Below are 23,361 nucleotides of genomic sequence, written 5' to 3' on the forward strand. Positions count from 1 at the left end.
TTGCTGTCAACAAGTTAGAAAAGGAATTGAGCCATGACTGATATTCTGCTCTTCGTCGTTTTCCCCTATGTGGCGCTCGCCATCGGAATCGTCGGCACGATCTATCGTTACCTGACGAATCAATATTCGTTCACCAGTTTGTCGTCGCAGTTCCTCGAAAACGAGTTGCAGTTCTGGGGCTCCACGCTCTGGCATTATGGCATTCTGCCGACCACGCTCATTCACATTGCGGGGTTTACCATCCCCAAAGTGATGGCGATGGCGCATGGCACGCCTGAATTGTTGTACCTCTCCGAGTTAGCTGGGAAAATTCTCGGCATCATGGCATTGGTCGGCGCGGGCATCCTGCTCTATCGGCGGCTGACCTCATCGAAGATCCGCGCCATCACCACGCCTGTGGATTGGGTCATTTTAAGTTTGTTGTTTGCGCAGGTGTTCTTCGGATTGATCCTTGCCTTTGTCTATCGCTGGGGCGCCGCCTGGTTTATTTTTACCGCCACACCCTGGATGGACTCGCTGGCGTTATTCCAGCCCGCGCCGCAATTCGTCACGGCGTTACCTTTGGCGCACAAAGTTCACTTCCTCACGGGCTTCCTGTTGTTCGCGCTTATGCCCTTCAGCCGATTGGTGCACATCGTAACCTTCCCGCTCTCGTATGCATGGCGGAATTTCCAACTGGTGATTTGGACGCGAAGAAAAGTTGTCTAGGGTCGCCACGAACGGCGCGTTGCAGTCAAAAGAGATTCACGAACAGGTCGTCAAGTTCTTGAAGAGTTAATCAGCAAGAAGGACTCGCCAGCGAGTCCTTCTTGCTTTGTTATACTTGCTTGCAGAATGGACCTTTCGCAAAATATTCATCTGTTGGGAGATTTGCTCGGTAAGGTGATCTCCGAGCTTGAGTCGCCCGCGATCTTCGAGACCGAAGAGCGCATCCGCGCGCTGGCGAAGGCGCGGCGAGGCGGAGATGCCGTTGCGGCGGAGGGGCTGTCGAAAGAGGTCTCTGCCCTGCCGAGCGAAGGCGCGCGCGTGATCGCCTCCGCGTTTGCCGCGTATTTCGACCTTGTGAATCTCGCCGAGGAGAATCAGCGCGTGCGGGCGCTTCGTCAGCGTGAAGAGGCTTCCTATCCCGAACCAGTTCCGGAGTCGGTGGGTGAAGCGGTGGGCATCCTGAAAGAAAGTGGAGTGACGCGCGAGCAGATGTCCGCTTTGCTTGAGGAGTTATCCATCGAGTTGGTGTTGACGGCGCACCCGACCGAGGCGCGTCGCCGCACGGTGCTCTCGAAGACGGAGCGGATCGCGCAACTCCTTCATTTGCTCGATGATGATTCGATCTCCGCGCGCGAGCGGGACGAATCTGTGAAATCGCTTCACGCCGAGATTGCGACGTTGTGGCTCACCGATCGCGCCCGCGCCGATACGTTGACCGTGACCGACGAGGCGCGCACGGGCTTGTATTATGTGGACGCGTATTTATGGAATTCGATTCCAAAATTGTACGACGATCTCGACCATGCGATTGAGAAATATTATGCGGGTTTGAAGGTTCCGCGCGCGTGGCTGAGGCTGGCTTCGTGGATCGGCGGCGACCGGGATGGGAATCCGTTTGTCACTTCCGAAGTGACGGCAGAGACGTTGCGCTTGCATCGCGGGTTGGCGGTGGAAAATCATCGCCGCATGTTTCAGGATTTGGGACGCCGCTTGAGCGTGAGTTCGAATCGTATTCCGCCGCCGCCCGCATTATTGGAATGGATCGAACGGCAGAGACCGTTCCCTCCGCATGTGGCGTATATCGAACAGCGTTATGCTACCGAGCCGTATCGTCTTATTCTCGCGTTGTTGGCGGACGATCTCGCGGAAGCCTCGCATGAAGATATGAAGGCGCATCTGCTCGGGCAGTATTCGCATCGCGCGCGCATGGATGCGGGTCGCCTGCTCGAGCCGCTGGAATTGATCGCCTCCGCGCTCCCTTCCCATATTGCTCGCGATGAATTGAAAACGGCGCTGCAAAAAATAAAGGTCTTTGGTTTGCATACCGCGCGGCTCGACATCCGCGAAGACTCGAGTCGTTTGAACGCCGCGCTGAGCGAAATTTTGCGCGCATTGAATCTCGAAAGCGATTTCGAGCGTCTTCCGTCGAAGGAGCGCGAGATTCTGCTCATTCGACTCTTGAACGACCCGATCCCGAATCTTTCGAATCGACCGGGCGTCACTGCCGCCACTGCGGAGACCTGGTCGTTCTTTCAGCTGATCGGGCGGACGGGCGAGGTGTACGGGGACGCGTTGCTCGGTCCCATCGTCATTTCGATGACGCATTCGGCGGCGGACGTGTTCACCGCGCTTCTGCTTGCAAAATGGGCGGGATGTAAAACGATCCCGCAGATCGTCCCGCTGTTCGAATCGATTCAAGACCTTCAAGACGCTGCGAGTATTCTGGAACTTCTTTTTACTTCGAAGGTCTATCGAGCGCATTTGAAATCTCGTGGCGACGAACAGATGGTGATGATCGGTTATTCCGACAGCAACAAAGACGGCGGCTACCTGATGGCGAATTGGTCGTTGTATCGAGCGCAGGAGGAAATCACGCGCGCCGCGAAGAAACACGGAGTAAAACTCACCATCTTTCACGGTCGCGGCGGGACGATTGCGCGCGGCGGCGGACCCGCGAACCATGCCATCCGCGCCCAGCCTGCGGGGAGCATCAACGGGCGTTTTCGAGTCACGGAACAGGGCGAGATCATCGCCTCGCGTTACGCCAACCCCGATCTGGCGCATCGTCATCTTGAGCAGATCGCGAACGCGGTCCTCCTTGCTTCAGCGCCGCAAAAAGAAGAAGCGATCCCAGCGCAATGGCGGAACGCGCTCGATGACATGTCGAAGACCGCGAAGCGCGCGTATCGCGCCCTGGTGTATGAAACGGGTGGCTTCATTGAATTTTGGGAATCGGCAACGCCGCTCGACGAGATCAAACGATTGCAGATCGGTTCGCGTCCCGCATCGCGGGCGAAGTTGGGCGCGGTCAATCAGATCCGCGCGATTCCGTGGGTGTTCTCGTGGATGCAGAGCCGCTTTAACTTGCCGAGCTGGTACAGCCTCGGCGCGGGACTTGCTTCCATCAAGGAGATGGGCTTGCTCAAAGAAATGTACGATGGCTGGGCGTTTTTCCGCACCCTGCTCAATAATTCAGAGATGTCTCTGCTCAAAGCCGATATGGATATTTCCGCTTTGTATGTGAGTCTTGTGCCTGATAAGAAATTGGCGCATGAAGTCTTCGATTCTATTCGCGCGGAGTATGAGCGGACGCGCGAGACGGTCCTTGCCGTCAGCGGGCATGGCGCTCTGCTCGAGGCGGAACCCGTCACTCAGCAAGCCATTCAACTCCGCAACCCTTATGTGGATCCGTTGAACTACATCCAAGTGGAAACTCTGCGCCGCTTGCGGGCTTTGTCCGATCAGGATGGCGAAGAGGCAAAGTCACTGCGAGAGGTGATGGCGTTGACCATCAACGGGATTGCGGCGGGGTTGAGGAATACGGGGTAAAGAATTCCCCCGCCCGTTTCAACACTCTAGGACTTACGCAGTTGAACCTGTTGCGCCGTAGTTGCACTGCGGCGGCGGCAGTACAACTGCCCGCCAACTGCATAAGTCCTGACTCAGAGACTGTTTCTTAACTTCTTTTTTCGACACGGACGCCACGGATTTCACTGATTTTCACGGAAAGAATCTTTAAAAGAGCCGCCTTTTTTCCGTGTATTCCGTGAAATCCGTGTACAAAAGATCAAGGTTTAAGACTTAAGAAACACTCTCTTAGTACGCAGTGTACAATCGAGAGACTCCTGCTTCGCAAAGGACCTCCCCATGCAAACTTTCATCATCCTCTTTTTTGCCATTCTCTCCGAGGTGATCGGCACAGTTGCCCTAAAACTCTCGAACGGATTCACCAAACCCATCCCCAGCGTTGTGGTTGTGATCGGTTATGGCGCGTCTTTCTATCTGCTGTCGCTGGCATTGAAAGCGATGCCCATCGGGGTGGCGTATGCGATCTGGTCTGGCGTGGGGCTGATTCTCACCGTCATTGCAGGGATGGTCATCTGGCGCGAAACTCTGGATTGGGCGCGAGTGGTCGGGATCGTCCTGATCATTGCAGGTATCGTTTTCATCAACGCGATTTCCAAATCTCCCGCGCATTGATCCTCATCCATACTTTGGCGTATCTCCGATAATTTCCCACCCTCGTTGCAAAGCGACTTGTTTCAAATTTTTATCGGGGTACACCGCCACAGGATGATCGGCATGTTCGAGCAGGGGAATATCCTGTTCGGTGTCGCCGTAGGCAAAGTCCACGCGCTGTATGTCGAGACGGGACAACACTTGTTGAATCTTATTCTGGCTGGCGACCAATTCTCCCGCTAACATCACCCGTCCATTGACAATTTTTACAGGCGTGCCGATCACATTTGCGCCGATCCGTTTTGCGAATGGAGCGATGAACGGCTCCACAGAACTGCTGGCGATGTACACTTGCGCGCCATCTTCACGATGCTTGACCAATCGCGCCACCACATCTTCGCGGCGTTTCTTCCATAAGTTGTGTTCCACAGTCCATTCCGAGGCGCGCGCGAGTGTTGCTTCATCGGCATTTTTGATGTACGCGAGACTCTCGATCATCAATTTTTGTCCCCACTCCTGCCAATCGATCAACCCATTTTTTGCAAGCACGTAGGCTGGCATCACTCGCGCCATGTAAAACCGCGCGCGCCATTTGCTTTGGTTATGTTTCACCCAATCCACCAGACCCAAAAACGGCGAGCCTGTGGTCAATGTTCCCATCATGTCTGAAATGACGATCATCGTTGCTCCTCTTTGCGAATATTATAGCACTCGCGAAATGATACAATCATCGCATGGGCACGCTCTATCTCGTCGCCACACCCATCGGTAACCTTGAGGATATGTCGCCGCGCGCGATTCGCATTTTGCATGAGGCGAGTCTCATCGCGGCGGAGGACACGCGCCACACGGGGAACTTGCTCAAGCATTTCGAGATTCAAACGCCGCTCACGAGTTATTTCGAACACAACAAACTCAGTAAACTGGATTTTATCCTCGCCAAACTTTCAAGCGGGGATGTCGCCCTCGTGTCGGATGCGGGGACTCCCGCGATCAACGACCCTGGCTACGAACTCGTCCGCGCCGCGCTCGCTTCAGGCTTCGACGTTCGACCTGTCCCTGGTCCCTCAGCCCCTGTCGCCGCGTTGAGCGTTTCTGGCTTGCCCACAGACTCGTTCCTCTATCTCGGTTATCTACCCCACAAGAAAACAGAACGCCGTAAATTCATAGGACAAATTGCCAACCTGTCCTACACACTGATCTTCCTCGAATCTCCGCATCGGATCATTGAAGCGCTCGAAGATTTGCTCGCATCCCTCGGCGACCGCCGCATCTGCGTGGCGCGCGAGATGACCAAGATGTTCGAGGAATATTGGCGCGGGACTCTCAGCGGGGCGGTGGAGTATTTCAAATCAAAAGAAGCGAGGGGAGAGTTTACGTTGGTGATCGAAGGAGAGAAGAAAGAAGAAAGAGGAAAGTGGAAAGTGGAGGACTTGCAAGCGGCGATTGAAAAAGAATCAAGGGGCGGGAAATCTGCGAAGGCGCTATCAGCCGAACTGTCGGAGAGAAGCGGTTGGAGTAAAAAGGATGTGTACCGTCTCGTGAGTCAAAAAGGAATCAGCGATGAGTCTTGAATCCCCGAATATCCAAAATGAGATGAGCGAGTCGTCAAGCCCGACAGATTTCCCCGCGCGCGGCTGGTGGAAGATTTTTTATGCGGCGTTTCTGCTGATCGTGCCAGCGTTTTCGTTTTGGGCGGTGGAGGCGATCAAACCCGAATGGCAATCGGGGGATCGCGACGCGTATGTTCCGTTGCTTATGCTTCCCGAAGCGTCAATCTTTTTTCTCTTTCTGATCGCGTATTCGATCGTTTGTTATTTTCTTATCCTTTTTGCGGGAGATCGTTTTGCAAAGTTCTTCGTTGTGAGGCTGGGAATTTACACAGGAGTTTTTCTCGCTTTGCAATACACGATTTTGCTTGGCGTGTATTTGTTTGTCTCTGCCAATTCACTTGCGATCCTGCTGGTATGGTTCCTTCCGCTTTATTTCCCATGGATTTATCGTTCGCGTCTTGCAACATGGATCTCGCGCTACATCCGCCCATGGATGATCGCTGTCCTTCTGATCGCATACGCGATCCTTGCCACTTTTATCAAGGATGAGGCTTTTGTCCCGTTGTTTCTCGTGTTTCTTGGGCTCATCGCATCGGGACCGTTCTGGTCGTTTCTGATGGCAACGCAGGCTTCGATCTGGTTGTTGAAATATCACGAGTCGAATTTCACCCTCGTGCGCGGACTCGGCATCACGGCTTGGATCGCCGCCTATATCGCCGCGTGGAGGTATGACATTCTCAAAATGTACGAGTTGTATGCCCAGTTGCCACCTGTCCCGCCGCCTGATTGCTACATCGCCACCGCCGCCGCGCAGGGACATGCAAATTTCGTCGGCTCAAAACTTGTGCAACTTGCAAATGGAAATTCGATGCAGGTGAATCATCAATTGCAAATTTTCAAATGCGCTGAACTCGCCTTGCTGGCGGTCGCGCCGAAGATTCATACTCCTTTGCGGAAAATGTATGATGTGCTTGGAAAACCGCTGGCGCGTAAAATTCGAAATCCGTTTTTGGCAGATATTGCTTATCTGTCGTTGAAGCCATTCGAGCGGATTGCCGAATCTGCTTTGCGGCTTATAATCGGTAACATTCCATTTGAGTCCATCCATATTTACTCGAAATAATCAGAAGGGAATCCTCACATGGCAGAAGAAAAGAAACCCGAAGAGAAAAAAGAAGTCAAAGCCGTAGACAATCTTGTCACCTCGAAACATTCGATCAAGATCGGCGGCAAGACCATCAAGTACACCGTCACAACGGGGACGATGGTGATGAAAGAGGAAACAGCCGACCGCGAGAAAGAAGCGGAGGGCGAGAAGCCGCGCGCGCAGGTCTTCTTCGTCGCGTACACCAAAGACGGAGTCGGCGACACGGCGAAGCGTCCGCTCACGTTTTCGTTCAACGGCGGACCCGGGTCGTCGTCCGTGTGGCTTCATCTCGGCGTGTTGGGTCCACGCCGCGTGTTGTTGAAGGACGATGGCGATCTGCCGAAGCCGCCGTATCAATTGAAGGATAATGAATATTCGATCCTCGATGAGACCGATCTCGTTTTCATTGACCCGATGAACACAGGCTACACGCGCCCTGTGGAAGGCGTTGCGCCGAAGCAATGGCATGGCTTCAAAAAAGATATTGAACTGGTCGGTGATTTTATCCGCTTGTACACCACGCGCTACAACCGCTGGCTCTCGCCAAAGTTTTTGATCGGCGAATCGTACGGCACGACTCGCGCATCGGGTCTATCAGGATATTTGCAAGAACGGCATGGCATGTACTTGAACGGGCTCATGCTCGTCTCTGTCGTGTTGGATTTCACTACGATTGATTTCAACTTGAACAATGACCTGCCGTTCATCATGTTCCTGCCTGGCTACACCGCCACTGCGTGGTATCACGACGCGCTCAAACCGCATCGCCCGTTACAGGACTGGTTGAAAGAAGCCGAAGAGTTCGCGCTCGGCGATTATGCACAAGCATTGCTTAAAGGCGATTCGCTCATCAAAGAAGAACGCGCCGAGATCGTGAAGCGTCTTTCCTATTTCACGGGCATCTCGGAGCAATTCATCGAACGTTCGAATCTGCGTATCAACGATCAGCATTATTTCAAAGAACTCCTGCGCGAACGCGGTCTCACCGTCGGTCGGCTCGACTCGCGTTTGATCGGGCGCGACAGGCTCGGCGTCACCGAACATGCCGAGTACGATCCGTTGCTCACGAACATCATGGGTCCGTACACTGCCGCGTTCTACGATTACATCCGCCGCGAGTTGAAATTTGAATCCGATCTGCCGTACGAAATTTTGAGCGGCTTCGTGCATCCGTGGTCGTATAAAGAATTTGAGAACGCCTATGTCAACGTCGGCGAAACGTTGCGCGCCGCGATGACGTACAACCCGTATCTCAAAGTCTACGTGGCGAATGGGTATTACGATCTCGGCACGCCTTACTTCGCAACCGAATACACGTTCAATCATCTCGGTCTCGACGAGTCGCTGCGCGGCAATGTGACGATGGGTTACTACGAAGCGGGTCACATGATGTACATTCACATCCCCTCGCTCAAGCAGATGAAAAAAGATCTGGCGGCATTCATCAAGGATTCTGCATAAATGAATCTCGACGACCTCGAACGCTTCAAACAACTCGACACCCTCAACATGCTCGGCGAGATTGACAACCTCCCCGATCAACTCGCCTTTGCGTATCAACTCGGCATGAAGCACGATCTGCCCGACTGGAAAAATTTTCGACAGGTCGTCATCGCAGGCATGGGCGGATCCGCCATCGGCGCGGACTTGCTCGCCGCGTACTGCGCTTCTCTCGCCCCTCTGCCTGTCTCAGTCCATCGAGATTACTCACTCCCCGTCCACGCGCGCGGCGAGGAGTCCCTCGTGATATGCTCGTCGCACTCAGGCAACACCGAAGAGACGCTTGACGCCTTCGAGTCAGCCCGAAAAGCGGAATGTCGAATCGTTGTGGTTTGCACAGGCGGTGAATTAGCGAAACGCGCGAAAGAAAATAACATCCCGATCTGGACGTTCGATCACGCAGGTCAGCCGCGTGCCGCGGTAGGATTCTCGTTTGGTTTGTTGCTCGCCATGTTCCAGCGACTCGGCTTCCTCTCCGATCAATCGAAGGAGATGCAAGACGCGGTCGCGTCCATGAAGCGGACTCAACAGCATCTCAAAGCCGATGTCCCTGCGGTGAAGAATCCCGCCAAGCGCTATGCGGGTCAATTGATGGGGAGGTGGGTGACGTTCATGGGCTCGGGTTTGCTCAGCGTGGTTGCGCGTCGTTGGAAGGGACAGATCAACGAAGTGGCGAAAGCGGGCGCGAACTTCGAGTTCATCCCTGAAGCCGATCACAACACGCTGGCTGGGACGATGAATCCGCAAGAGACACTCAACGCGCACACGATGACCCTCTTCTTGCGCGCGCCCTCCGACCATCCGCGTAATCGTCTGCGCTCAGACCTCACCCGCAAAGCCTTCATGCTCGAAGGCATGAACACCGATTACATCGACGCGCGCGGCGAAACTCCCCTCGCCCACATGTGGACGTCCATTTTGTTCGGCGATTACATGGCATATTATTTAGCGATGGGCTACGGCGTTGACCCCACTCCGATTCAGGCGTTGGTTGAGTTCAAAGAAGCGATGAAAGAAGCGAAGTAAAAAAGCGACCCGATGAGGGTCACTTTTCATTTCTTCTCGATATATTTGACGCCGTCTAAATCCTTGAAGTGTTCGTCCTGCGTCCAAAGGATTGCGTCGTTTGCGCGGGCAGTTGCAAGGATGATGCTGTCAGCCATCGCGAGCTTGGTGTCATTGGCGAGATTGGCCGCGTTCAATGCGGTTTGGCGGTCTAGTTCGACTATTTTTCCAAATGACATTACACCGACTGCCTGCAAGGCATCTTCTTTTCCTCGAAGCACAAGCATTCTTCTAAAGACTTCATAGATGCAAACGGTCGGAACAATTAATTCCTCGACGCTCTGGATGGCGCGCGAGAAAAAAATCGCATTTTTCCCCTCGGCAAAATATTCCAGCCAGCCCGATGAATCAACAACATTCATTATCTTTCCTCATCGGTTTCTTCCCGCATCACATCTGTGTCAATGCCCTTGAACATCCCTCGCGCTTGTTTGATGGAAGGAACGATAACAACATGAAGGATTTTGTTATAGGGGATAAACATGATTTTCTGCCCAGGTTTTAAACCAAATTGATTCCGCACTTCTCGAGGAATGACGACTTGGTATTTTGAGGAAATCGTTACTGCTTCCATGTTTTACTTCTCCTTATCGAACATAAATCGTAAAGCGATTATAGCACATCTTGTGTGGTTTAATATCCCTATGCGTTTGAAATCATTTGCTCGTTCCATTATCTATCAATCTGAAAAGTTAGTTCAGCGAATTCGGTTTTCAGCTCAACCAACCAACCTGCCCATCCTCCTCGGCATCTCCTTCCCCAAAAGCGGAACGCACTTGCTCGATCAAATTTTGCTCGGCTTCTCGAATGTCGCGCCGTATGCGAAGCGATTGCATTCGTTCTATGCCGAATACGAAGGCGAAAGCGGAGTCAAGCGCGCGCCTGAGCAGTCGCTTCGTTGGCTTGATTCACTCAGTCCGCGTGATGTGGCGTCGGCGCATCTCTTTGCGCGACCCGAAGCGATTGCGCGCGTGAGTTCGCCGAAATTTATTCCCTACTTCATCTTTCGCGATCCGCGCGATGTGGTGGTCTCGCATGTGTTTTACGTCACCGAGATGGAAAAGAATCACGTCCATCACGCATACTATCAGTCGCTTCCCGATTTTGATTCGCGCCTCAAGGTCAGCATTTTGGGCAGACCAGACGCGGGCATTGAATTCCCGAACATCGCCGAACGCTTCGCTCCTTACATGGATTGGTTGAATCACCCCGAAGTCCTTTCCATCCACTTTGAGGATTTGATTAACGACCGCGCCGCGACTCTGACTCGCATTCTGGATCATTTCCTCACCCGCATCCCGCTTCAGACGCCCCGCAAGTTGATCCTCGACTCTTTGGAATCCTCCATCAACCCCAGCCGTTCTCCCACCTTCCGTTCGGGGAAAACAGGCGAATGGAAAAAATATTTTACCGATGAGCACAAGAAGATTTTCGATGATGTGGCAGGCGATTTGCTGATGAAATTAGGATATGAAATCTAGGGGCGACAGGCCTGTCGCCCCTACCCAATGAATTATGAACTGCTCCATCGTCATCCGCGCGTATAACGAAGAGAAACACATCGGGCGTTTGCTGGAGGGGATCAAACAGCAGACTTTGAACGATGTGGAGATCATCCTCGTCGATTCAGGTTCGACGGATGCGACTGTTTCCATTGCCGAGTCGTTCGGCGCGTGGATCGTGCGAATCGCTGCGGGGGAGTTCACGTTTGGGAGGTCGCTCAACTTCGGGGTCCGCGAAGCGACGCGTGAATTTGTCGTCATCGCCAGCGCGCATGTGTATCCCGTGTATCCCGATTGGCTGGAGTCGTTGTTGCGTCCGTTCGAGGATGAGAAGGTCGCGCTCACGTACGGCAAACAGCGCGGACCCGACTCGGCAAAATATTCGGAACAGCAGATCTTTCATCGGTGGTATCCCGATGCGAGCGACTCGAATCAACCAACTGCTTTTTGTAACAATGCCAATGCCGCGATTCGGAAAAGTTTGTGGGAGACGCATCCCTATGATGAAACATTGACGGGACTCGAAGATTTAGCTTGGGCGAAGTGGACTAAGGAACAGGGATATAAGATTGCCTACACTGCCGAAGCGGAGATCGTTCACATCCACGATGAAACGCCGCGCGGTGTGTTCAACCGTTACCGCCGCGAAGCGATGGCGTTCAAACGGATTTACCCCGAAGCGCATTTCAACGCGTATGATTTTGTTCGTTTGACGCTCACAAACATTTTCAGCGACCTGTGGCACGCGGCGCGTGAACGAGTGTTATGGAAGAATTTCGCTTCGATATTTTGGTTCCGCTTGATGCAATTTCACGGCACGCGCATGGGTCACCGCGAGACGAGTCTGGTCACGCCGCAGTTGCGCGAGACGTTTTATTATGCGAGGGAACGAAAGAGGAAAGAGGAAAGCGAGAGGGGAGTAGAACCGATTCGGTATGGTTAGCGCAGTGATTGGAACCCCCATCGACCATTAAGCGGATTTTGATTTGACTAACTCTAAATTCGTGTGATAAACTCTCGATTAAGGAAAAACTTAATCGAGGTGGCGGACATCGTCCTGCGGATTGTTCATGCGCCAGGACGAGTGAGACAAAGACCTGCGGGACGGTTTCCGTAAATCGTAATGCGAAAAGTTGGCTCGCTCCATTCATTCGACAAACTCAAACTCCTTGCGGATTCCCGCCGCATGGATATTTTGCGGTTGCTCATGGCTTCGCCCGCCACGCTCACGCATCTCGCGCGGACGATGAAGCAGTCTCCCGCCTGGATTCGGCATCACATCCTCGCGCTCGAATCGGCGGAACTTGTCGAAGTTGGCGAGATCCGCAAAACGGGCAAAGTGACCGAGAAGTTCTATCGCGCCAAAGCGGATGCCTTGTTCTTGCGGGAGATCGTTCTCCCGAAAACTCAAAAGCCCGCAATCGTTTTTTCGGGGAGTCATGACCTTGCGCTCGAAGGGATTGCCGATCATCTTGAAAAGCATGTTTCGATCTTGAGTTTGCCTGTCGGGTCGCTGGATGGATTGGTGAATCTGCGGCAAGGACTGTGTCAGATCAGCGGCTCGCATCTCCTCGATGAAAGCGGCGAATACAACACCCCGTTCGTTCGCCATGTATTCCCCGACCGCGAGGTGGAAATCGTCACACTGGCGTACCGCACACAGGGTCTCATGCTTGCGGACGGAAACCCAAAACGGATCAAGAAGCTTGTCGATATTGCCAACCCTTCGATCCATTTTGTCAATCGGAATTCCGGTTCGGGAACTCGTCTGTGGTTCGACGCCGAGTTGAAGAGGCTCAAAATTCCCGTTGAAAAAATCGGCGGATACAACAATGAAGTAAAGACGCATACCGAAGCCGCCGCATTGATTGCCAATGGCAAAGCGGATGTGTCGCTTGGCTTGCAAGCCGCCGCGCATCAAGCCAGCCTTGATTTTATTCCGCTGTTCGAAGAACGCTATGATCTTGTTTTGCCGCGCCAGAATGAAAAATTGCTGGCGCCCCTGCTCGATCATTTGCAAACCGTCTCATTTCGCAATGATTTAAACGCGCTCACTGGCTACAACTCCGCGCATAGCGGGGAGCAAGTTCTATAGCATCGCCGTCGTTCCCTCACGTCGGACACCTCTATTTTTAGGAGTCTCCCATGAAACGAATTCTCCCAATTCTCTTAATTCTCTTTCTGTTGGCAACTGCCTGCTCGCCGAAGTCCGCCGCGCCAGCCAACCCGAACTTGATCCTGGCAACCACCACCTCCACGCAGGATTCGGGTCTGCTCGACGTGTTGATCCCGATGTTCGAAGCCGAATCAGGTTACACCGTCCAGACTGTGGCGGTGGGGTCGGGTCAGGCGATGAAGATGGGTGAGGAAGGCAACGCGGATGTCCTGCTCGTCCACGCGCCGAAATCTGAAGTGGAATTCATGACAAACGGATTCGGCAAGGACCGCGCGCTCGTCATGCATAACGATTTCATCATCGTCGGTCCCGCGGCGGACCCGGCGGGCATCAAAGGCAAGCCTGTGGTGGACGCGTTGAAAGCGATTAGCGCGGGGAGCGCGGAGTTTGTTTCGCGCGGCGACGATTCTGGCACGCACAAAGCCGAATTGAATTTGTGGAAGAAAGCCGAATACGATCCCAAAGCCGCCGCGCCCGCGTGGTATCTTGAATCGGGACAGGGCATGGGCGCCACGTTGACGATCGCCTCTGAAAAAGGCGCGTACACCATGACCGATCGCGCGACCTATCTCGCCAACAAGGACAATCTGGATTTGGAGATTCTCGTCGAGGGCGACAACGCGTTGTTGAATGTGTATCACGTGATCACAATCAACCCCGAACAATGGGATAAGGTAAATTACGACGGCGCGCTGGCGTTTCTGAATTTTATGATCGCATCGTCCACACAAGAGGTCATTGGGAAATTTGGCGTTGACACATACGGCCAGCCGTTGTTCTATCCCGATGCCGATAAGACCGACGCGGATCTGGGTCTGTAAACTACTCCGGGTAACACGGAGTTAATGAATTCCTCTGATTACCTTACAGAATGCGTTTGGACGCAGACCCTTGCACCGCCCGCAAGGGCAGGTGAAAACGCTGATTTCGCTGATTCCAAAGGGAGAAAATCTGCGTTTTCAGCGTGAATCAGCGTCCTGATTTTGAAAGAGTTGCAATGAAAAGAACGATGCCTGTTTTGATCTTGATCGCCATCCTGCTGGTTGGCTGCGCCAACTCAAATGAATCGAAGCCGCGCGCGTTGACCGTTTTCGCCGCCGCATCCCTGACCGACGCCTTCACTGAAATCGGAAAGAATTTCGAGTCGCAAAACCCAAACGTGACCGTCACCTTTAACTTCGCTGGCTCGCAAGCCCTGCGGACTCAGATCGAGGAAGGCGCGCCCGCCGATGTGTTCGCCTCTGCCAGCGCCAAAGAAATGGACGCATTGATCGCAGGCTCGTTCGCCGCAAAAGAATCTTCTCAAATTTTTCTCAGTAATAAACTGGCGGTCATCGTCCCTGCCGACAACCCCGCAGGCATCGACTCGCTCGATGACCTGGCGAATTCTGGAGTCAAAATCGTCCTCGCCGCCGAAGAGGTTCCCGTCGGAAACTATTCGCGCCAAGCGTTCGAGTTGATGAACGCATCGTTTGGCGCGGATTTCAAAAACAACGTTCTGGCGAATGTCGTATCGAATGAAGATAACGTCAAGCAAGTGGTTGCTAAAGTCCAACTCGGTGAAGCGGACGCGGGTATAGTTTATATGTCCGATGCCGTCGTCGCGCCCGAATTGGAAACAATCCAAATTCCAGACGAAATGAATGTTATTGCCAAATATCCCATCGCGCCGCTGGTTGAATCCGCTAATATCGAGTTGGCGCGGGCGTTCGTCGCTTATGTTCTGTCGGATGAGGGTCAGGCAATTTTGCGGAAGTGGGGATTTGCTCCGCCAAAATAAAAACCCTGCCACAGAGAGCAACAAGAAAATCAATTAAAATCTCTGTGAACTCTGTGTTCTCAGTGGCTAAAGGGCTAAATTGAAAAAACTCCTCGACTCGAAATGGATCTTTATCGTCCCAAGCATTTTCATGCTGGGATTATTTTTCCTGCCGCTGTTGGCTGTTTTCGCGCGCTCGATCAACGCGGAGTTTTTTGATTATGCCTTTTCACAGCAAGCCCTGAACGCCTTGAAGTTAAGCCTGGCGACCAGCACGATCACAACTTTCTGCGCGATTCTGTTCGGCACGCCGCTGGCTTATATTCTTGCGAACTGGAAGATTAAATTGAAATCGTGGCTCGAACTGCTGATCGACCTGCCCATCGTTCTCCCGCCGTCGGTTGCGGGGCTGGCGTTGTTGATCGCATTCGGTCGGCGGGGGGTGTTCGGCTCGACCTTGGACATGTTCGGGATCTCGCTTCCATTCACGACGGCGGCGGTGGTGATGGCTCAAATGTTTGTCGCCGCGCCGTTATACATCCGCTCGGCGCGGGTGGGCTTCACGGGCATTGACAAGCAACTCGAGGAAGCCGCCAACGTGGAGGGCGCGAATCGCTGGCAGATGTTCCGCGAGGTGATGCTTCCGCTCACGGGGAAAACATTGCTGAGCGGCGCGATCCTCACGTGGACGCGCGCCCTCGGCGAATTCGGCGCGACGATTTTATTTGCGGGCAACTTGGAGGGCGTCACTCAAACCATGCCCATGGCGATCTATCTGGGATTTGAACGCGATCTTGGCGTTGCCCTCGCGCTGGCTGTCGTTCTTGTGTTTGTTTCGATCGTATTGCTTGCGCTTACCCGCCGGCTTGAAAAACAGGAACGCGATTGATCGGTCGTGATTGAGAACATGCCCTTCGATTCCGAAATCTTCCGCGTCACTGCGCTGTCCCTGCAAATCTCCATCTTTGCCACGTTGTTGAGCCTGCTGATCGGCTTGCCCTTTGGCACGTGGCTGGCGCTGGGAAGTTTTCGCGGGCGCAATCTGATTCTCAGCATCATCAACACGGGCATGGCTCTCCCGCCTGTGGTGGTGGGGCTTGTTGTCGCGATGATGTTGTGGCGAAGCGGTCCGCTCGGGGATTGGAAATTGATTTACACGCCATGGGCGATCGTCATCGCGCAAGTGGTGATCGCCGCGCCCGTGGTCACCGGGTTAACTGCCGCCGCGTTGGCGGCGTTGGATCCGCGCCTGAGTCAACAACTGCTGGGACTCGGCGCCTCGCGCCCCCAAATGATCTGGTTCCTCTGGTGGGAGGCGCGACTCCCGCTTTTCGCCGCGCTGATGGCGGGCTTCGGTTCCGTGATCTCGGAGGTTGGCGCTTCGATGATGGTGGGCGGGAATATCAAGGGTCAAACGCGCGTGTTGACGACGGCGATCGTGTTGGAAACGTCGAAGGGCGAGTTTGAGAGCGCGTTGGCGTTATCTGCCTTGTTGCTCATCATTACCTACCTGATCAATCTTGCGCTGACGTGGATTCAACAGAGGGGAGCAAAGAAAGGATGAATGTTGAAGGATGAAGGCTTGTCCTGAGTTTGATCGAAGGGATGAAAAGAGGAGAGAGAAAGAATTGATCGAGATTCGTAATTTGCTTGTGCAACGGAATGGGCGAGAGGTGTTGAATATTGACTCGCTCGATATTCGACGCGGCGAGACGCTGGGGGTTGTGGGCCCGAACGGGGCGGGGAAAAGCACGTTGTTGCTGACTCTGGCTCAATTGCTCAAACCTGCGAGCGGCGAGATTCGATTCGATGGACAATCGTTGCGCGAGTGGAATGAACTCGAATATCGCCGCAGGGTTTCGTTTGTATTCCAATCGCCGTTGTTATTGGATATGACGGTAGCGGAGAATGTTGCGTTGGGGTTGAGGTTCCGCGGCGCGTCGAAAGACGAGGCAAAGGCTCAGGCGGCGAAGTGGATGAGAAGCCTCGGGGTCGAGTCGCTTGCCCAACGGCGAGCCGGTCAACTGTCGGGGGGCGAAGCGCAGAGGGTGAGTCTGGCGCGGGCGTTTGTGTTGAATCCCGAACTCCTTCTGCTCGATGAGCCGTTTGCGGCGCTCGATCCGCCGACGCGCGCGACGTTGATCGAAGATTTGTCCGCGTTGCTGGCGGAGAATCATCGCGCGGCGGTTTTCGTCACGCATAATTTGAACGAGGCGGCGAAGTTGTGTCATCGTATTGCCGTGATCGTGAGCGGGAGTTTGCGACAGGCGGGGACGGCGAAGCAGATCAAATCGAAGCCTGCGGATGAAACTGTGCGGCAGTTTTTGAGCGAATTAACCTCATAGACCTCCGAGTTCTTTAAGAACTCGGAGGTCTCGGTTATAATTTTGAAACTTGTGGAGGCGCGATGTTGAAAATAGAGATCGTCTACTGCGCGGTCTGACATTACACCGCTCGGGCCGTGAGCCTGATGGGTGAACTGCTCAGGCACTATGAGCATGTGATCGAGGAGATCAAGTTGATCCCTTCGGATGAGGGTCGCTTTGAAGTGACGGTCAATGGGCAGTTGTTGTTTTCGAAGTCGCAGTTGCATCGTCATGCCGAGGCGGGGGAAGTGGTGGAGTTGGTGAGGAAGTTGGTTGGAGAATAATCAAAGAGACCTCACAGGTCTTCAAGACCTGTGAGGTCTATAAAAAAGAGGTCATGAATGCCAAAAAAGGGACGCGTATTTTCAGGAGCAAGACCGACAGGGCGGCAACACTTGGGGAATTATCTCGGCGCGATTCGGAATTACGTCGCGTTGCAGGACGACTACGATTGCGTCTATTGCATCGTGGATGTCCATGCGTTGACGACGGTGGAAACGACTCACGAGTTAAAACAAAACACCATCGAGATGGCGCTCGATTGGCTCGCGGCGGGGATTCGCCCTGAAGAGACGATCTTGTTCATCCAATCGCACGTCCCTGAAGTGATGGAACTTCACACGTATCTTTCGATGGTCACGCAGATGGGCAAACTCACCGACCTGCCGACCTTCAAAGAGAAGCTCGCCCAACAGCCCGAGAATGCCAACTACGGCTTGCTCGGCTATCCCGTCCTCATGACCGCCGACATCGTTCTGTATAAATCCGACATCGTTCCCGTCGGCATCGATCAGGCTCCGCATTTGGAATTTGCGCGCGAGATCGTCCGTTCGTTCAATTATCGCTACAACACAAAAGTGTTGATCGAGCCGCAGGTGAAGCATACCGAGGTGCTGAAAGTGTTGGGCATTGACGGCAAAGCGAAGATGAGCAAGAGTTTGAACAATCACATCGAACTCGCCGCCACACCCGAAGAGACAACCGCGCGCGTGAAGGATATGGTCACTGACCCCGCGCGCGTCAAACGCACCGACCCAGGCAACCCCGACGTGTGCAACGTCTTCTCGATGCACAAGATTTTTTCGCCGCAAGATGAAGTGGATATGATCAACGTCGAGTGCCGCCGCGCGGGCATTGGATGCGTGGACTGCAAGAAACGCTTCGCCGCGAACTTGAATAAGCACCTCGAACCTTTCCGCGCCAAACGCGCCGAACTCGCTTCAAAACCCGCCTATGTGACGGATGTGCTGAACGATGGGGCTTCGCGCGCCCGTGTGATTGCGCAGGAGACGATGGTTGAGGTGAGAGAGGCGATGGCGTTGCCGTGAGTGAGGTAGACAGGTTGTGAGATACGAGATACGAGATACGAGATACAGCCTGTGTGCTTGTTTCCGTGTTTACGTTTTCCTCCCATGAGAGCATTAATCCAGCGCGTTTCCCATGCTAGCGTAACCGTAGACCAGCAAACCATTTCCTCCATCGGGAAAGGTTTGCTGATCTTGTTGGGGGTTGGGCACGGAGATGGGGAGGAGCAGGCAAACTTCCTTGCCGAGAAGACCGCCAACTTGCGTATCTTTGAAGATGAACAGGGGAAAACGAATTTATCCATTTTGGATGTGAAGGGGGAAGCAATTGTAGTTTCGCAGTTTACGTTGTACGCAAATACCCAAAAGGGACGCCGACCTTCATTCATTGAAGCCGCCTTACCCGATGTCGCTGAACCGCTGGTGAATCGATTTATCGAGTTATTGCGCGGACACGGCGTCCCGACTCAAACGGGAAAATTCGGCGCGCACATGGAAGTGGAAATTCACAACGACGGCCCCGTCACGATCTGGTTGGAAAAATGACTCTCCAGCCCAACGCGTTCCAAAAAATGACGCATCGTTTTTTGATGCTCAAGCCTGTTTCAAGGCTTTTGTCGAAAATTTTGTATCGTGCCGATAATTTGTTGTTGTGGGCAAGCAAAGGGAAACTTACGCTCACTCGCATTGTGGGGCTGTGCGTTATCCAGTTGACGACGAAGGGCGCGAAGACGGGAAAACTACGAGCCATGCCGTTGATCAGTTTTCCAGACGGCGAGAAGCTCGCGTTGATCGCGTCCTATTTTGGCGGGGAGCATAACCCGGGCTGGTATTACAACTTGAAGGCAAACCCCGAGTGCGAAGTGCGGATCAATGGCAGGATCGGAAAATACATCGCGCGCGAGTCGTTTGATGAAGAACGCGAGAAATATTTTCAGATGGCAAATTCTTTTTACGAGGGATATGGAAAATATCGTGAACGCGCCGCGCATCGGCATATCCCCGTGATGGTGTTGGAGCCGAAAGATTCTCTCACCACGAAGGACACAAAGATCACGAAGGATTCATTGTCGTAAAGCCAAATCCCTTTGTGTTTAACTGATGTTGCGCAGTTGAAGCCAGTCTCATTTCCGTAACGCGACATATTGAACATTAACAATTTATTCTGACATATACTAAGCATGCCGAAACGGGAGGCGGCGGACATGAAAAAGTATCATCTCCAAATCACAGAGGCGGAGCGAGCCAGTCTGAACCGCTGGCTAAAGAACCCTCCCAAGCCGTATTTGCGAGAGCGTGCCCGTGCGATTTTGCTGGTGGCAGACGGTCAGGAAGGGCAGGCAGTGGCCAAACACTTGCGGGTTCGCGTGCATCGTACCACGATTGGCGAGTGGGTCAAACGCTTTCAAGCCGAGGGTGTGGCCGGGTTGAAAATCAAAACAGGTCGAGGTCGAAAGCCAATCTTTTTCCCCGCCCACAGAGCAGGTGCAAGCCGAGGTGGAGCGCGTCTTGCACCGCACACCGTATGAATTTGGCGCCAGCGAGTGCGCTGGCGGTTACAGGATGTGGGGCGTGCCTTGGCTTGGTTGCAAGGCTGTAGTGTACCTGGCATTTACAAAGTTTTGAAACGTCTGGGCTTTAGCCGCAAACAAGCTTTGGGATTCATCCACAGCCCAGATCCAGCGTACCAAGCCAAATGGAAAAGGATTTTGCAGGCGTTTGAAGAAGCAGCGCACCACCCGCAGACTACGGTGATCTTGTTCATGGATGAACTGACTTACTTTCGTCGTCCCGCAAAAGCGCCAACCTATCATGCGCATGGCAAAACCCAACCCAAGGCCATGGATGCACCCCAGTACAATGCACAAACCAGAGTGGTCGCTGTTTTGAACGGGATCACGGGTCGGGTGACTTATTTGCAACGCACCAAGATCGGCAAAAAGGAACTTCCCCGCTTCTATGCCCAAGTGCGCGCCGCTTATCCGCAGGCGCAACGCATCTATCTGGCTCAAGATAATTGGCCGGTTCACAAACTGCCCGCAGTTCTCGAAGCCTTGCATGCTCAGCAACTTACACCCCTGTTGTTCCCGACTTACGCCTCCTGGCTCAATCCCATTGAAAAATTATGGAAATGGCTGAAGCAGGAAGTGTTACACCTCCATCGCTGGGCAGACCAAGTGAACCAATTGCGATTTCAGGTCCTTGCTTTTCTCGACCGTTTCTCTCACGGTTCTGAACCGCTCTTACGCTATACCGGCCTTATGTCAGAGTAATTTGTTAATGTTCAAAATCTCGCATTACGTCTTTACTGCGTAAGGTGAGGTGTTTAAGAGAAAATAATTGACGGATTCCACAACGCCGCATCCACCTGCACTGCCAGCGCGCCGACCGAGAGCATCGCGTCGGCGTTTTCTTTTGTCCACACGCCTCCCGCGCCGATGATGGGGATTCCTAGTTTGGCGGCGTTGTGCGTGGTTTCGAGGGTCTGTGGGAAAAGCGAAGGACCATATAACCGCCCCGTTACGAGTTGCGAGTTACGAGATACGAACGCGCCGCGCGGAGAAGCGATGCTGATCGCCTGCGCTCCCTCCTGCATCAAACGCGGACCGAGCGACAGCGCTTGTTCAACAGGCAACGAAAATATCAACGGAAGTTCGCCCAAACACATTTCGAGCGTGAGCAAAATAATATCGTCGGCGAGCAAGGGAGCGAAGCCGAGTTCGACAGCCATCACGTTTTCATGCGACTCTAACATGCGCGCCATTTGTTGCGTCTCTTCGGGGCGGTCAGCCATGAGGTGGACGATGATGGGCAATTCGGAGCGCGTCCACTTGGCGGAATATTTTTTCAGCGCGGCATGGATGCCGGGATTCGGCAGTCCCGTGTGGAGGAGGAATCCGCCGGGGTATTCGATCACAGCCGGTTGAGCAGTCGGCAAACGCGGACGAAGCGAGATCGGGTTGGTCACGAATGCGCCGAGTTCAAGACCTCCGAGATTTTCACCCCCTCCACCATGTTTCGGGAGTGCTTCGCGAAAATCTCGGAGGTCTGGCGCGAACCCCAACGACCCCGCCGCGTTCATCAATGGCTTGCTGAAGTACAGGTCGCGTTTCATAAAGATTATTTTGTGATTTCTACGATGTAAATATTTGATCCGCTAACAATGGCAATGGAATTGCCATCAGGTGACCAGTGCGCATCTTGGACGTCAGTGAATGATGAAGTTAGTTGTTCTAAATTTTCCAATGTTGGAAAATCAACTTGCCATAAACTACCATCCACAGCTACAAGAGCGATTTTTTCACCAGTTGGGCTCCAGATCAAATCGCGAAAGGAAAGAGGCAGAACCAGTTTTTCAGTAGACATGGTTTTAGAATTTAATATTTCCAAAACCTGATTATCTGTTGACAAAGAAGCGAGATACCCACCTATTGGATGCCAACGGAAGGAAAGTTCGGTAACTTGATAAGGTGATAAGGTTGTTAGCTCCTTGTTTGAGAGAGAAAGTAATTCGATTTTATCGTTTATGAAGTCATTTAACCATGCAGATTGACCATCTGCTGACCAGTTGATTTCCATTTGTGAATATCCGGGATAGGCGGTGCTCTCAAAATTGAACAGATTGACCAAATAATCCCCTCCATAACACATAATCCATACATATTCACCAGTGGGAGAGGTTGAAGTTTCTGGGCAGGTCAAATCTTCTGAAATTCCTGCCATCGCTCTTACATCGTAAATTATCTTCCTCGCTGGATCAAACATAGGAAGATATCGAATATCTCCATCATCGATCCAGCTCCATTCGACGAGAAAAAAAGTATCGTTTCGTACCCATTGACCTTTGGTAAATGGAAGCATAGTAGAACGTGCAGGTTCTCCGTTTGTGCTGCGCAATTCTGTCACATCAAAACTATAGCTCCTCCCAGTGGTTATATCGGCATATTGATGACAACACCGATAGATGCGAGTTTCGTCCGATGACCAGAAAAATCTTGATGTTCCTGAATCGTAATTCATGTACCATGCTAGTTCAATTATTTTATTGCTAGTGAGGTCGATGACTGTATCATCATCAACAAGAATTTTCGTCCCACTTGGCGATATAGTAAGGAGCTTTCCCCAATAATGATTAATATCCTGTCCATCAAGGGTATAAGTGAATATAGCTGGTCTGTCATTGTAATCATAGGCGGAGCTGTTATTTCCGGGTCTTAAAACCATGCCAAGTTCCTTCGACCAATACACGCCATTGCAAGAAAGTGGCGATGCAACTTGGTTTACATATGGCAGCCATGTATGCCCGCTTTCAAAATTAATAATAACTGGTTGATGAACTATATTCACGCCGGTTATATAAGCAGAATCGTAAACCTGCCCAGTTGCTGGAAAAAGAAGCAGATGTTGCTCGTCCATCCATTGAAATGGGGGGCAACTAAACCTATATCCTCCGCCCAAACCATAATCCCAGCCCGTGATCTGTCGTATGTTGTGACCATTCGGTCCATCAAGGAATTGGATGAAAAATGCCTTACTCAATAACTCCGGCACTACAGCGGGATCAATAGTCGGTATGAGCGTGGGAGGAACAAAGACTTGAGTTGGAGTGATTTCAACAGAAAGTGTGGAGAATGGGGAAGGAATGGCGGCAGGAGTAATTGTTGGTCTGACGAACGAAGGTACGACAGTGGAGCTCGACTGTGAGGTTTGACTGCATGCGGTCAATAACAGGATTATCGTGAGAACTACATTTAAGCCAAGAAGATTCCTCATGTTGCCCAATCCTTCCTTGAAAAACCAACGACAAAATATTCACAGCAAA

General features: G+C 52.7%; 26 protein-coding genes. 21 read left to right on the forward strand and 5 right to left on the reverse strand.

Translation table 11 applies throughout. From position 1 onward, the window contains the following. The first annotated feature begins 33 nt into the window (after positions 1 to 33). The 3 genes from narI to IPM31_08720 all read left to right on the forward strand — a co-directional run bounded on the left by narI (position 34) and on the right by IPM31_08720 (position 4,188). The gene (gene narI / locus IPM31_08710) at positions 34 to 708 is read left to right on the forward strand and encodes a respiratory nitrate reductase subunit gamma (GenBank protein ID MBK9007064.1); all 675 of its coding nucleotides are present in this window, start codon (positions 34 to 36) and stop codon (positions 706 to 708) included. 126 nt (positions 709 to 834) lie between these two features. Then, positions 835 to 3,537, forward strand: a complete 2,703-nt coding sequence (gene ppc / locus IPM31_08715) for a phosphoenolpyruvate carboxylase (protein MBK9007065.1) — start codon at positions 835 to 837, stop codon at positions 3,535 to 3,537. Positions 3,538 to 3,855: 318 nt separating this feature from the next. Beyond that, on the forward strand, positions 3,856 to 4,188 hold the full coding sequence (locus IPM31_08720) for a multidrug efflux SMR transporter (protein MBK9007066.1): 333 nt from the start codon (positions 3,856 to 3,858) through the stop codon (positions 4,186 to 4,188). Positions 4,189 to 4,191: 3 nt separating this feature from the next. Here the strand turns inward: IPM31_08720 and IPM31_08725 are convergent, their stop codons facing one another. After that, the gene (locus IPM31_08725) at positions 4,192 to 4,848 is read right to left on the reverse strand and encodes a haloacid dehalogenase-like hydrolase (protein MBK9007067.1); all 657 of its coding nucleotides are present in this window, start codon (positions 4,846 to 4,848) and stop codon (positions 4,192 to 4,194) included. A 53-nt stretch (positions 4,849 to 4,901) separates the two neighbouring features. On the opposite strand from IPM31_08725, the gene rsmI reads away from it, so the two are divergent. From rsmI to IPM31_08745, 4 genes are read left to right on the forward strand one after another with little or no spacing between them, the layout of a single operon-like run. After that, the gene (rsmI, locus tag IPM31_08730; protein ID MBK9007068.1) at positions 4,902 to 5,741 is read left to right on the forward strand and encodes a 16S rRNA (cytidine(1402)-2'-O)-methyltransferase; all 840 of its coding nucleotides are present in this window, start codon (positions 4,902 to 4,904) and stop codon (positions 5,739 to 5,741) included. After that, the gene (locus IPM31_08735; GenBank protein ID MBK9007069.1) at positions 5,731 to 6,843 is read left to right on the forward strand and encodes a hypothetical protein; all 1,113 of its coding nucleotides are present in this window, start codon (positions 5,731 to 5,733) and stop codon (positions 6,841 to 6,843) included. The genes rsmI and IPM31_08735 overlap by 11 nt, the downstream gene beginning before the upstream one ends. An 18-nt stretch (positions 6,844 to 6,861) precedes the next feature. Further along, positions 6,862 to 8,328, forward strand: coding sequence for a peptidase S10 (locus IPM31_08740; GenBank protein MBK9007070.1), 1,467 nt, complete (start codon positions 6,862 to 6,864; stop codon positions 8,326 to 8,328). Then, positions 8,329 to 9,393, forward strand: a complete 1,065-nt coding sequence (locus tag IPM31_08745) for a bifunctional phosphoglucose/phosphomannose isomerase (GenBank protein MBK9007071.1) — start codon at positions 8,329 to 8,331, stop codon at positions 9,391 to 9,393. It begins immediately after the preceding gene. Between the two features lie 26 nt (positions 9,394 to 9,419). On the opposite strand, the gene IPM31_08750 is transcribed toward IPM31_08745, so the two are convergent. Together IPM31_08750 and IPM31_08755 are read right to left on the reverse strand one after the other, a co-directional pair. Beyond that, entirely contained in the window at positions 9,420 to 9,794 is a 375-nt protein-coding gene (locus IPM31_08750) for a type II toxin-antitoxin system VapC family toxin (GenBank protein MBK9007072.1), read from the reverse strand. Next, positions 9,794 to 10,006, reverse strand: coding sequence for an AbrB/MazE/SpoVT family DNA-binding domain-containing protein (locus IPM31_08755; protein ID MBK9007073.1), 213 nt, complete (start codon positions 10,004 to 10,006; stop codon positions 9,794 to 9,796). The genes IPM31_08750 and IPM31_08755 overlap by 1 nt, the downstream gene beginning before the upstream one ends. Before the next feature lie 70 nt (positions 10,007 to 10,076). Between IPM31_08755 and IPM31_08760 the strand changes: the two genes are divergently transcribed. The 14 genes from IPM31_08760 to IPM31_08825 all read left to right on the forward strand — a co-directional run bounded on the left by IPM31_08760 (position 10,077) and on the right by IPM31_08825 (position 20,812). After that, the gene (locus IPM31_08760; protein MBK9007074.1) at positions 10,077 to 10,913 is read left to right on the forward strand and encodes a sulfotransferase domain-containing protein; all 837 of its coding nucleotides are present in this window, start codon (positions 10,077 to 10,079) and stop codon (positions 10,911 to 10,913) included. 34 nt (positions 10,914 to 10,947) lie between these two features. Continuing rightward, complete coding sequence (locus IPM31_08765; GenBank protein ID MBK9007075.1) at positions 10,948 to 11,877, forward strand: glycosyltransferase family 2 protein; 930 nt, start codon at positions 10,948 to 10,950, stop codon at positions 11,875 to 11,877. Positions 11,878 to 12,057: 180 nt separating this feature from the next. Beyond that, positions 12,058 to 13,029, forward strand: a complete 972-nt coding sequence (locus IPM31_08770) for a helix-turn-helix domain-containing protein (GenBank protein MBK9007076.1) — start codon at positions 12,058 to 12,060, stop codon at positions 13,027 to 13,029. Between the two features lie 50 nt (positions 13,030 to 13,079). Continuing rightward, on the forward strand, positions 13,080 to 13,931 hold the full coding sequence (locus IPM31_08775; GenBank protein ID MBK9007077.1) for a substrate-binding domain-containing protein: 852 nt from the start codon (positions 13,080 to 13,082) through the stop codon (positions 13,929 to 13,931). 176 nt (positions 13,932 to 14,107) lie between these two features. Continuing rightward, positions 14,108 to 14,890, forward strand: a complete 783-nt coding sequence (modA, locus tag IPM31_08780) for a molybdate ABC transporter substrate-binding protein (GenBank protein MBK9007078.1) — start codon at positions 14,108 to 14,110, stop codon at positions 14,888 to 14,890. Between the two features lie 130 nt (positions 14,891 to 15,020). After that, the gene (modB, locus tag IPM31_08785) at positions 15,021 to 15,758 is read left to right on the forward strand and encodes a molybdate ABC transporter permease subunit (protein ID MBK9007079.1); all 738 of its coding nucleotides are present in this window, start codon (positions 15,021 to 15,023) and stop codon (positions 15,756 to 15,758) included. An 18-nt stretch (positions 15,759 to 15,776) separates the two neighbouring features. Continuing rightward, positions 15,777 to 16,433 carry an ABC transporter permease gene (locus IPM31_08790; GenBank protein MBK9007080.1) on the forward strand — a complete coding sequence of 219 codons (657 nt, stop codon included), beginning with the start codon at positions 15,777 to 15,779 and terminating at the stop codon, positions 16,431 to 16,433. 10 nt (positions 16,434 to 16,443) lie between these two features. Further along, positions 16,444 to 17,214, forward strand: coding sequence for an ATP-binding cassette domain-containing protein (locus tag IPM31_08795; protein ID MBK9007081.1), 771 nt, complete (start codon positions 16,444 to 16,446; stop codon positions 17,212 to 17,214). 125 nt (positions 17,215 to 17,339) lie between these two features. Further along, a complete protein-coding gene (locus IPM31_08800) occupies positions 17,340 to 17,519 on the forward strand; it encodes an Rdx family protein (protein MBK9007082.1) in 180 nt (59 codons plus the stop codon). 57 nt (positions 17,520 to 17,576) lie between these two features. After that, positions 17,577 to 18,563, forward strand: a complete 987-nt coding sequence (gene trpS, locus IPM31_08805; protein ID MBK9007083.1) for a tryptophan--tRNA ligase — start codon at positions 17,577 to 17,579, stop codon at positions 18,561 to 18,563. An 84-nt stretch (positions 18,564 to 18,647) separates the two neighbouring features. Then, positions 18,648 to 19,085 carry a D-tyrosyl-tRNA(Tyr) deacylase gene (locus IPM31_08810; GenBank protein MBK9007084.1) on the forward strand — a complete coding sequence of 146 codons (438 nt, stop codon included), beginning with the start codon at positions 18,648 to 18,650 and terminating at the stop codon, positions 19,083 to 19,085. Further along, positions 19,082 to 19,615: a nitroreductase family deazaflavin-dependent oxidoreductase gene (locus IPM31_08815; protein ID MBK9007085.1), complete on the forward strand. Its 534-nt coding sequence runs from the start codon at positions 19,082 to 19,084 to the stop codon at positions 19,613 to 19,615. The genes IPM31_08810 and IPM31_08815 overlap by 4 nt, the downstream gene beginning before the upstream one ends. A 129-nt stretch (positions 19,616 to 19,744) precedes the next feature. Further along, the gene (locus IPM31_08820) at positions 19,745 to 20,068 is read left to right on the forward strand and encodes a helix-turn-helix domain-containing protein (GenBank protein MBK9007086.1); all 324 of its coding nucleotides are present in this window, start codon (positions 19,745 to 19,747) and stop codon (positions 20,066 to 20,068) included. Positions 20,069 to 20,116: 48 nt separating this feature from the next. Further along, a complete protein-coding gene (locus tag IPM31_08825; protein ID MBK9007087.1) occupies positions 20,117 to 20,812 on the forward strand; it encodes an IS630 family transposase in 696 nt (231 codons plus the stop codon). A gap of 53 nt (positions 20,813 to 20,865) precedes the next feature. Here the strand turns inward: IPM31_08825 and IPM31_08830 are convergent, their stop codons facing one another. Together IPM31_08830 and IPM31_08835 are read right to left on the reverse strand one after the other, a co-directional pair. Further along, entirely contained in the window at positions 20,866 to 21,654 is a 789-nt protein-coding gene (locus IPM31_08830; protein MBK9007088.1) for a hypothetical protein, read from the reverse strand. Positions 21,655 to 21,659: 5 nt separating this feature from the next. After that, positions 21,660 to 23,312, reverse strand: coding sequence for a DPP IV N-terminal domain-containing protein (locus IPM31_08835; GenBank protein ID MBK9007089.1), 1,653 nt, complete (start codon positions 23,310 to 23,312; stop codon positions 21,660 to 21,662). Positions 23,313 to 23,361 lie beyond the last annotated feature (49 nt).

This window comes from Candidatus Defluviilinea gracilis (assembly GCA_016716235.1).
In the GTDB taxonomy this organism is placed as follows: Bacteria; Chloroflexota; Anaerolineae; order Anaerolineales; family Villigracilaceae; genus Defluviilinea; species Defluviilinea gracilis.

Coding starts and splice junctions, on each gene's coding strand:
- IPM31_08760 (MBK9007074.1), top strand. CDS start 10,077: ATGCGTTTGAAATCATTTGCTCGTTCCATTATCTATCAATCTGAAAAG.
- IPM31_08830 (MBK9007088.1), bottom strand. CDS start 21,654: ATGAAACGCGACCTGTACTTCAGCAAGCCATTGATGAACGCGGCGGGG.
- IPM31_08770 (MBK9007076.1), top strand. CDS start 12,058: ATGCGAAAAGTTGGCTCGCTCCATTCATTCGACAAACTCAAACTCCTT.
- rsmI (MBK9007068.1), top strand. CDS start 4,902: ATGGGCACGCTCTATCTCGTCGCCACACCCATCGGTAACCTTGAGGAT.
- IPM31_08815 (MBK9007085.1), top strand. CDS start 19,082: ATGACTCTCCAGCCCAACGCGTTCCAAAAAATGACGCATCGTTTTTTG.
- IPM31_08800 (MBK9007082.1), top strand. CDS start 17,340: ATGGGTGAACTGCTCAGGCACTATGAGCATGTGATCGAGGAGATCAAG.
- modB (MBK9007079.1), top strand. CDS start 15,021: ATGCTGGGATTATTTTTCCTGCCGCTGTTGGCTGTTTTCGCGCGCTCG.
- IPM31_08835 (MBK9007089.1), bottom strand. CDS start 23,312: ATGAGGAATCTTCTTGGCTTAAATGTAGTTCTCACGATAATCCTGTTA.
- modA (MBK9007078.1), top strand. CDS start 14,108: ATGAAAAGAACGATGCCTGTTTTGATCTTGATCGCCATCCTGCTGGTT.
- IPM31_08810 (MBK9007084.1), top strand. CDS start 18,648: ATGAGAGCATTAATCCAGCGCGTTTCCCATGCTAGCGTAACCGTAGAC.
- IPM31_08740 (MBK9007070.1), top strand. CDS start 6,862: ATGGCAGAAGAAAAGAAACCCGAAGAGAAAAAAGAAGTCAAAGCCGTA.
- IPM31_08795 (MBK9007081.1), top strand. CDS start 16,444: ATGAAGGCTTGTCCTGAGTTTGATCGAAGGGATGAAAAGAGGAGAGAG.
- IPM31_08725 (MBK9007067.1), bottom strand. CDS start 4,848: ATGATCGTCATTTCAGACATGATGGGAACATTGACCACAGGCTCGCCG.
- IPM31_08750 (MBK9007072.1), bottom strand. CDS start 9,794: ATGAATGTTGTTGATTCATCGGGCTGGCTGGAATATTTTGCCGAGGGG.
- IPM31_08775 (MBK9007077.1), top strand. CDS start 13,080: ATGAAACGAATTCTCCCAATTCTCTTAATTCTCTTTCTGTTGGCAACT.
- ppc (MBK9007065.1), top strand. CDS start 835: ATGGACCTTTCGCAAAATATTCATCTGTTGGGAGATTTGCTCGGTAAG.
- IPM31_08735 (MBK9007069.1), top strand. CDS start 5,731: ATGAGTCTTGAATCCCCGAATATCCAAAATGAGATGAGCGAGTCGTCA.
- IPM31_08820 (MBK9007086.1), top strand. CDS start 19,745: ATGAAAAAGTATCATCTCCAAATCACAGAGGCGGAGCGAGCCAGTCTG.
- IPM31_08790 (MBK9007080.1), top strand. CDS start 15,777: ATGCCCTTCGATTCCGAAATCTTCCGCGTCACTGCGCTGTCCCTGCAA.
- IPM31_08745 (MBK9007071.1), top strand. CDS start 8,329: ATGAATCTCGACGACCTCGAACGCTTCAAACAACTCGACACCCTCAAC.
- IPM31_08720 (MBK9007066.1), top strand. CDS start 3,856: ATGCAAACTTTCATCATCCTCTTTTTTGCCATTCTCTCCGAGGTGATC.
- IPM31_08755 (MBK9007073.1), bottom strand. CDS start 10,006: ATGGAAGCAGTAACGATTTCCTCAAAATACCAAGTCGTCATTCCTCGA.
- narI (MBK9007064.1), top strand. CDS start 34: ATGACTGATATTCTGCTCTTCGTCGTTTTCCCCTATGTGGCGCTCGCC.
- trpS (MBK9007083.1), top strand. CDS start 17,577: ATGCCAAAAAAGGGACGCGTATTTTCAGGAGCAAGACCGACAGGGCGG.
- IPM31_08765 (MBK9007075.1), top strand. CDS start 10,948: ATGAACTGCTCCATCGTCATCCGCGCGTATAACGAAGAGAAACACATC.